Source organism: Fructobacillus ficulneus (assembly GCF_001047075.2).
GTDB lineage: Bacteria > Bacillota > Bacilli > Lactobacillales > Lactobacillaceae > Fructobacillus > Fructobacillus ficulneus.
Genome location: NZ_DF967981.1, coordinates 1 through 6,817 on the forward strand (window position 1 = coordinate 1; position 6,817 = coordinate 6,817).

Consider the following 6,817-nt stretch of genomic DNA (forward strand, 5'->3'; position numbering starts at 1 on the left):
AAAAAATCCCCGTAAGTTTATACAACTTACGGGGTACAGGTCAGTATTGGCTTTCCTAATTTATTTCATTAATCTGGATTCTTTAAACTTAATTGCCACTGCAAGTAAGCATTAATTAATGGATCTAAGCCCCCATCCAAGACTTCTTGGGGTTGGTTGCTTTCATAATTGGTCCGATGATCTTTGACCATTTGGTATGGGTGCAAAACGTATGAGCGGATTTGTGACCCCCAACCGTTTTCCATCTTGTCACCAGACAAGGCGGCTCGTTCTGCTTCTTTCTTTTCAAGTTCAAGCTGATAAAGCTTTCCCTTCAAAAGGCGCATCGCGTAATCACGGTTACCGTACTGAGTTCGTTCAACTGTTGATGAAACGACAATTCCGGTCGGCTCGTGGGTCAAACGGACCCCAGTCGAAACCTTGTTGACGTTTTGGCCTCCCGCTCCACCGGAACGGAAGACATCCATCTTGATATCATCATCGCGGACTTCAACTTCAATCGAGTCATCTAATTCAGGCATAACATCAACTGAAACGAAAGAAGTATGACGACGACCAGCCGAATCAAAGGGTGAAATTCGCACGAAACGGTGCACGCCCTTTTCTGACCGCAAGAACCCATAGGCATTATGGCCAGTAATTTTCAAGGTTGCCGAATCAATCCCGGCTTCATCACCAGCATGGTAGTCCAAGACTTCGACGTTGAAGTCATGAGCTTGGGCCCAACGGGTGTACATCCGGTAAAGGTTAGCACCCCAGTCGGTTGACTCGGTTCCACCTGAACCTGGGTGAATTTCTAAGATGGCATTGTTGGCATCATATTCCCCGGTCAACAATTGTTCCAGGTTATAAGCTTCAATGTCCTTTTGCGTCTTTTCGACCATTTCAGTCAATTCAGTTTGACTGTCTTCGTCTTCAGGGTCTTCTGCTAACATCTCAATCAAGACCTCAATTTCATCGGCTTGGTCAATCAAATTAACAAATGAGTCGCGACGCTTTTTTAAGATGTTACTTTGTTCGATAACACCCTGGGCTTTATCTTGGTCATCCCAAAAGCCGGGTTCTGTCATCTGGTTATCAAAATCAGCAATTTCCTCTGTCAACGCATCCAAGTCCAAAGTTTTGGCAAAGCGGTCGATATTTTCTCGGATAGCTGTTAGAGCCTGTTTGGCTGCCACAATTTCCATGGCGGATCCTCCCACAATAAGAAAAGCGAACTGCTCGTTCGCTTCTAGTTTACGCTGTTAAATTAGTACGAATCTCAGCCTTCATAAAGGTCCGGGTAGCATCAAATTCAATATCAGCAATCATTCGGTTAAAGTTAGCAAAAGCTTCGTTTTGGTATTCAATCAATGGATTCAATTGACCATAGCCACGAAGGCCAACCCCTTGACGCAAACGGTCAAGGGCATCAATATGGTCAGTCCAATGTTGGTCAACCGTTCGTAAGATAACGATACGCTCGAAGGCCAATAATTGGTCTTCTTCACTCAAAGACTTCTTTTTGTCAGCCAAGTTATCCAAGGCCAATTGGTACAGCTTTTCTTTGATTTCATCACGAGTCAAAGAGGTCAAGCGGACCGCCCCATGGTTAGGGTTCGTCAAGGCCGTTTCAACAAAGGCTGCTAAGGCATCCAAGTCCCAATCCTTTTGGTTCTTACCAGGGGTTTGGGCATCAACGACACGGTCAATTGTCCGCTTAACCATTGGCAACAATACTTCGTCCAATGACTTAGTTTCATCCAAAACTTGGTCGCGTTCACGATAAATCAATTCACGTTGCTCACGGACAACATCATCATACTGCAAGACGTTCTTACGAGTATCGTAGTTGTTTCCTTCTACTCGCTTTTGGGCTGATTCAACAGACCGCGTGATCCAACGGTGGGTGATAACAGTATCTTCATCATCCATGTTCATTCGTTGCAACAAGGCCCGAACCTTTTCTGCACCGAAACGAATCATCAAATCATCTTGTAATGACAAGAAGAATTGTGAAGAACCGTGATCTCCTTGACGACCAGCACGTCCACGTAACTGGTTATCAATTCGACGAGATTCGTGACGTTCCGTCGCAATCACGGCCAAGCCACCCAATTCATCAACACCAGGGCCTAACTTGATATCCGTTCCACGACCAGCCATGTTCGTAGCAACCGTTACGGCACCACGTTGACCGGCGTTGGCGATGATATCAGCTTCACGTTCATTATTCTTAGCGTTCAAAACGTTATGAGAAATTTTGTGGGCTGTTAACAATTTAGCAACCAATTCAGATGATTCAACTGAACCAGTACCCAACAAAACGGGTTGGCCCTTCTTGTGCAATTCAGCGACTTCACGGATAACCGCGTTGTACTTAGTTTGCAATGAAGGATACAACAAGTCCGGCTTGTCTTCTCGTTGGATTGGCCGGTTGGTTGGAATTTCGATAACTTCCATGTTGTAAATTTCGCGCAATTCTTCTTCTTCGGTCTTAGCAGTTCCAGTCATTCCTGAAAGCTTCTTGTACATCCGGAAGAGGTTTTGATAAGTGATTTGCGCCATTGACTTGTTTTCTTCACGAACTTCAACGCCTTCTTTGGCCTCAATGGCTTGGTGCAAGCCATCAGACAAACGCGTTCCTTCAGAAATACGACCAGTTGATTGGTCAATCAACTTAACTTCGCCTTCTTGAACCACATAATCCTTATCGTTCAAGTAGTTGAAGTTAGCCCGCAAGGCTTGGTCCACGTGGTGGGTCAAGGCTGTATTTTCAGAATCGTATAAGTTATCCAAATTAAAGAAAACTTCGGCGTTCTTGATTCCCTCGCTGGTCAAAGTTGTGTTCTTGCTTTCTTCATCAACCTTATAATCTTCATCACGGGTCAATGTCTTCACAAAACGGTCAACTTGTTGGTACAAGCCAGACACACCTGATCCAGGACCAGAAATAATCAATGGAGTTCGGGCCGTATCAATCAAGATTGAATCGGCTTCATCAATCAAAGCATAGTTCAAGCCACGTTGCATAACGCGGTCTTCGGCTTGGGTGACCATGTTATCACGCAAGTAATCAAAACCAATGTTGAAGTTAGTTGAATAAGTGATGTCGGCATCATAAGCAGCCCGCTTCTCTTCGGGAGCAGCATCGCCAACGTTCACACCAACAGACAAACCTAACCAGTTGTAAAGTTCGCCCATTTGTTCGGCATCACGCTTTGACAAATAATCGTTAACCGTGACAACGTGGACACCTTGGCCAGCTAAAGCATTCAAATAAACAGCCATCGTGGCCGTCAAAGTCTTACCTTCACCGGTCTTCATTTCGGCCAAGTTACCACCATGTAAGACAATTGCTCCCATGATTTGAACGCGGTATGGGAAGAGTCCCAAAACCCGCTTAGCTCCTTCTCGAGCAACAGCAAAGGCTTCTGGCAAAATGGCATCGAGTTCCTTAGCCATTGCCTTTTGTTGGGCAGTTGGGTCCTTAATCCCCGCGACTGCCTTTTGAATTTGAATTTGAAAGTCTTGCGTTTTCTTTTGCAAGTCTTTATCGGAAAGTGCTTCCATTGCCGGGGCCTGAGCTTCGACTAGGTCAGCAACTTTTTCAATCTTCTTTAATTGACGCTTTGAATTATCATAAAGTTTACGGACTGGATTAGCCATGAATATTTAGGTGTCCGCTATCAACGGGCACACTCCCTTCGTCTCAAAAAATATTTTTAATAAAAAAATTAGAATACTATGTTTTATTATAGCAAAAAAACCGCGGGAATCATAGGCGTTAGCAGGCCTATCCACGGTTTCCGATTAAAATTAATGATGGGCAGTTGGTTGTAAAGTTTCTTGTCCACCAAGGTAAGGACGCAAGACGGCTGGAACTGTTACTGTCCCATCTTCGTTTTGGTAATTTTCCAAAATGGCAGCCACTGTCCGACCAACAGCAAGACCTGATCCGTTCAAAGTATGAACGAGTTCAAGTTTACCTTCGTCGTTACGGTAAGTGATGTGCATCCGACGAGCTTGGAAATCATGGGTATTTGAAACCGATGAAATTTCCCGATACATTCCTTGGGCTGGCAACCAAACTTCAACATCGTGCGTCTTAGCAGCACCAAAGCCCATGTCCCCTGTTGAAAGGGTGATGACGTGGTATGGCAAACCAAGCTTTTGTAAGATGTTTTCGACATCGACAGTCATCTTTTCCAATTCAGCTGCTGACTGGTCAGGCTTAGCAAACTTAACCATTTCAACCTTGTTAAATTGGTGCAAACGAATCAAACCACGAGTATCGCGACCAGCTGCTCCAGCTTCCTTTCGGAATGATGGTGATAAGGCAGTCAATGAAATTGGCAAGTCTTCGGCCGGGATTGTTTCCCCAGAGTAGTAATTGGTCAAAGGTACTTCGGCCGTTGGGATGTAAGTTTGGTCCAAACCTTCAACCCGGTAGGCATCGTCTTGGAACTTTGGATACTGGCCGGTTCCAAACATTGATTGATCATTAACCACGATTGGCGTGATCATTTCTGTATAACCTTCTTCGCGGTGTTGGTCGAGCATGAAGTTATAAACTGCTCGTTCCAAGCGCGCACCATCACCAACGTAGTACAAGAACCGGGCACCAGAAACCTTGGCTCCGCGTTCGAAGTCCAAGATGCCGAGGTCTTCCCCAATATCGTAATGGGCCTTCAACCATGCTGGTGCTTCAGTCTTAACCAAGGGACGACCTTCATAGTCAGTAGGTTCCCATGTTTTAATTTCAACGTTAGCTTCTTCATCGGGGCCAACAGGCACGTCGGCTTCAGCCAAGTTTGGCAAGTGAGCCGCTTGGTCCTTGACAGCTTGGTCAAGGGTTTCTAATTCTTGGTCAAGACCCTTAATTTCCTTAGCTACGGCCTGCATCTCTTGGATTGCTTGGCTAGCATCCTCCTTTTGACGCTTAGCAAAGGCAATCTTATCAGAGGCTTCGTTGCGTTGCGCCTTTAATTCTTCAACCTTGGCAATCAAATCACGGCGTTTTTGGTCAGCAGCCAATAAATCAGGTAAAACATTTTCAGCTACACCACGATCAGCCAATCGTTGTGCCGCTTCTTCCTTGTTTTTGCGTAAATACTTTAAATCCAACATAGTCAATTTTCTCCTTTGTACTAAAAAAGCGCCTTTTCGCCCGATTAAATTAATAATCAAAGGGACGAAAAAAGCGCATTCCGTGGTACCACCCTAGTTCTGCATAAGATTGCAGCACTCATTAACCGGTAACGGTGGTAGCCGAGCGGGATTAACCGCTAAAGGTCCCTGTTGGAGTTTCGATGGTAGTTCTTCTCAGCAACCAGAACTTTTCTGTTTTCATCTACTTATGACAAGGTTTAACTTAAGGTAAGTATAGCCATTTTTTGAAAAAAAGGCAAGAAAAAAAGAGGTCTACACCTCTTTTTTTCATGGGCCATCCAGGACTCGAACCTGGGACCTCTGCGTTATCAACACAGCGCTCTAACCAACTGAGCTAATGGCCCATTTCTTCTTCGGCTCACGCCTAAGCGAATGACGGGAATCGAACCCGCATAGCCAGCTTGGAAGGCTGGAATTCTACCATTGAACTACATTCGCATTTGGATGTTTCGAAGGGTCTCCCCTATGGCGCTGGACGGAATCGAACCGCCGACACATGCAGCTTCAATGCATTGCTCTACCAACTGAGCTACAGAGCCATCTTTTCCGTTTTATAAGAAAAACGGTCACAACGGGGTTCGAACCCGTGATCTCCTGCGTGACAGGCAGGCGTCCTAACCAGCTAGACCATGCGACCAATTGCGGGAGTAGGATTTGAACCTACGACCTTCGGGTTATGGGCCCGACGAGCTACCGAACTGCTCCATCCCGCGATAATATTATTTTTTGGGCAAAACCCGTAAGGAGAATGAGGGATTCGAACCCTCGCGCCGGTTTCCCGACCTGACGGTTTTCAAGACCGTTCCCTTCAGCCAGACTTGGGTAATTCTCCATGATATGTGTCTCAATGGACCATGTTGGACTCGAACCAACGACCGGACGGTTATGAGCCGTCAGCTCTAACCAGCTGAGCTAATGGTCCGTTTCGAGTCGATCGCGGCAGGGGGGATCGAACCCTCGACCTCTCGGGTATGAACCGAACGCTCTAGCCAGCTGAGCTACACCGCGATACTTCTGCTGTTATCCCAGCGATCGGGACGACAGGATTCGAACCTGCGACCCCCTGGTCCCAAACCAGGTGCTCTACCAAGCTGAGCTACGTCCCGTCTTCTTCTTCGGACCTTAGCCCGCGACCTTTCGGTCTATGCACCTAGCAGGAGTCGAACCTGCAACCTTCTGATTCGTAGTCAGACACTCTATCCAATTGCGCTATAGGTGCAGATAATGCCGGCGACCGGGATCGAACCGGTACGATGTTTCCATCGCAGGATTTTAAGTCCTGTGCGTCTGCCTATTCCGCCACGCCGGCATCCAAGCGAACGACGGGATTCGAACCCGCGACCCCCACCATGGCAAGGTGATGTTCTACCACTGAACTACGTTCGCATGTGACGCTATGCCGACTAAAGGATTCGAACCTTCGACCCCCGCTTTACAAGAGCGGTGCTCTACCAGCTGAGCTAAGTCGGCAATTGCCTAACGAGGCGTTATATCTTGCATTGGCATTCGCCAATGGACGCTACAGGGATCGAACCTGTGACCCCCTGCTTGTAAGGCAGGTGCTCTCCCAGCTGAGCTAAGCGTCCATAATAGAAGGGTATGCCCTTCTATGGGTGTTTCTTGGCATCGCGTCTTCCTATCCTCGCAGCCAGCGTTCCGGCAACTA

The 6,817-nt window shown here is 46.8% G+C and carries 3 protein-coding genes and 14 tRNA genes; all 17 read right to left on the reverse strand.

Annotated features, from left to right (window positions below; genetic code table 11):
• Positions 1-68: 68 nt before the first annotated feature.
• Complete coding sequence (gene prfB, locus AOQ29_RS00275) at positions 69-1,187, reverse strand: peptide chain release factor 2 (protein ID WP_061992582.1); 1,119 nt, start codon at positions 1,185-1,187, stop codon at positions 69-71.
• A gap of 49 nt (positions 1,188-1,236) precedes the next feature.
• Positions 1,237-3,648: a preprotein translocase subunit SecA gene (gene secA, locus AOQ29_RS00280; RefSeq protein WP_061992583.1), complete on the reverse strand. Its 2,412-nt coding sequence runs from the start codon at positions 3,646-3,648 to the stop codon at positions 1,237-1,239.
• Positions 3,649-3,798: 150 nt separating this feature from the next.
• Positions 3,799-5,109, reverse strand: coding sequence for a serine--tRNA ligase (serS, locus tag AOQ29_RS00285; protein WP_061992584.1), 1,311 nt, complete (start codon positions 5,107-5,109; stop codon positions 3,799-3,801).
• Between the two features lie 312 nt (positions 5,110-5,421).
• A tRNA-Ile gene (locus tag AOQ29_RS00290) sits at positions 5,422-5,495 on the reverse strand.
• A 23-nt stretch (positions 5,496-5,518) separates the two neighbouring features.
• Positions 5,519-5,589, reverse strand: a tRNA-Gly gene (locus tag AOQ29_RS00295).
• Between the two features lie 28 nt (positions 5,590-5,617).
• Positions 5,618-5,690: transfer RNA gene (locus tag AOQ29_RS00300), tRNA-Phe, on the reverse strand.
• Between the two features lie 24 nt (positions 5,691-5,714).
• Positions 5,715-5,788 (reverse strand) — tRNA-Asp (locus AOQ29_RS00305).
• 2 nt (positions 5,789-5,790) lie between these two features.
• Positions 5,791-5,864 (reverse strand) — tRNA-Met (locus tag AOQ29_RS00310).
• 29 nt (positions 5,865-5,893) lie between these two features.
• Positions 5,894-5,983, reverse strand: a tRNA-Ser gene (locus AOQ29_RS00315).
• A gap of 16 nt (positions 5,984-5,999) precedes the next feature.
• Positions 6,000-6,073: transfer RNA gene (locus AOQ29_RS00320), tRNA-Ile, on the reverse strand.
• Between the two features lie 12 nt (positions 6,074-6,085).
• Positions 6,086-6,159: transfer RNA gene (locus AOQ29_RS00325), tRNA-Met, on the reverse strand.
• Between the two features lie 24 nt (positions 6,160-6,183).
• Positions 6,184-6,257, reverse strand: a tRNA-Pro gene (locus AOQ29_RS00330).
• Between the two features lie 39 nt (positions 6,258-6,296).
• Positions 6,297-6,370 (reverse strand) — tRNA-Arg (locus AOQ29_RS00335).
• A gap of 6 nt (positions 6,371-6,376) precedes the next feature.
• A tRNA-Leu gene (locus AOQ29_RS00340) sits at positions 6,377-6,460 on the reverse strand.
• Positions 6,461-6,465: 5 nt separating this feature from the next.
• Positions 6,466-6,537: transfer RNA gene (locus AOQ29_RS00345), tRNA-Gly, on the reverse strand.
• Positions 6,538-6,548: 11 nt separating this feature from the next.
• Positions 6,549-6,621, reverse strand: a tRNA-Thr gene (locus AOQ29_RS00350).
• A gap of 43 nt (positions 6,622-6,664) precedes the next feature.
• Positions 6,665-6,737: transfer RNA gene (locus tag AOQ29_RS00355), tRNA-Val, on the reverse strand.
• Positions 6,738-6,817 lie beyond the last annotated feature (80 nt).